Genomic DNA, 1164 nt, shown 5'->3' with positions numbered 1-1164 from the left:
GGAGGAGACCTTGGTGGATGTCGGCGCGTCGTTCGTAGCGGATGCGGAGTCGTTTGAACTGGTGCAGCCAGGCAAATGTGCGCTCGACGACCCAGCGGACCTTGCCCAGTCCGGAACCGTGGGCCGCGCCGCGGCGGGCGATCAGCGGTTTGATGCCGCGTCCCCAAAGCAGGCGGCGGTACTTGTCGAAGTCGTAGCCCCGGTCGGCATACAGGCGCCGGGGCTTGCGGCGGGGGCGTCCCCGCATACCTCGGATCGACGGGATGGCGTCGAGTAGCGGCAGGAGCTGGGTGACGTCATGGCGGTTGCCGCCGGTAAGTGTGACGGCGAGCGGGGTTCCGTGGCGGTCGACGATCAGGTGGTGTTTGGAACCGGGACGGGCACGGTCGACGGGCGAGGGGCCGACATGGTCCCCCCTTTGAGAGACCGGATGTGCGAGCCGTCCACGGCACAGTCGTCCATGTCCAGCAAGTCCGCGCGGCGCAGTTCGCCCAGCAGGGCGGCATGCAGGCGCGGCCAGACACCGGCCTCGGTCCAGTCACGCAACCGGCGCCAGGCTGTCACACCGGAGCAACCCACGACGGTGCTCGGTACGTCACGCCAGGCCACGCCCTTGCGGAGGACGTAGATGATGCCGGCCAGTGCGACCCGGTCCGGCACGGGGAGCCGCCCGGGGTGGCGATGTCGGCGCGCGGGTCGTGCTGGCAGCAGCGGGGCTATCCGGTCCCACAGTTCGTCGGGGACAAGGTTCTTGGTCACGATGCTGAAGCCTGCCAGAGAATCCGGTTGAGCCCTCCGGGCCAGCTCGACATACTCCCCGCATGACCAGCAACGGGGCCGAAGCTGCTGAGCAGGGATGGGACGCTCCCTGGTATCGCGTCCGAACAGAACGCTTCCAGGCATCATTCCTGCCCAGCGCGGACGAACCCCTGGATGCCGTCTGCAACGTCGATGTCGAGGTCCGGCTGACAGCGGACGAGTCACGCTGGAGCGCAACCGTGTTCACTCTTGCTGAGGTCGAGCGCCTCATGGAAAAAGACTCCCGAACCGGCGAGTCCCTGAGCGGCCGCTACTTCTGGTGCTCCGACGGCCTCATCGTTCGAGACGCAGGCATCGACAACATCACGAACGTGCTGACTGGTCTGCTCGATTGTGGTGACTTCA

At 66.9% G+C, this 1164-nt stretch carries 2 protein-coding genes; one reads left to right on the top strand and one right to left on the bottom strand.

The features are described 5' to 3' along the window. Window positions 1–759 (bottom strand): IS5 family transposase gene (locus tag IE145_RS33115; RefSeq protein ID WP_189529117.1). Its coding sequence is split into 2 segments (ribosomal slippage), with 760 coding nucleotides annotated over them: window positions 1–420 and window positions 420–759; the frame shifts between segments, so codons are not numbered across the junction. This gene is flagged as partial in the annotation. Window positions 760–821: 62 nt separating this feature from the next. Here IE145_RS33115 and IE145_RS33110 point away from each other — a divergent pair. Further along, window positions 822–1164 (top strand): hypothetical protein (locus tag IE145_RS33110; RefSeq protein ID WP_189529116.1); only part of this gene is annotated, 343 nt, incomplete at its 3' end.

It is taken from the genome of Streptomyces sindenensis, assembly GCF_014649035.1.
GTDB classification, from domain to species: Bacteria; Actinomycetota; Actinomycetes; order Streptomycetales; family Streptomycetaceae; genus Streptomyces; species Streptomyces sindenensis.
The sequence above is the reverse complement of the archived record's forward strand: the minus strand, read 5'-3'. Positions and strand labels throughout refer to the sequence as shown.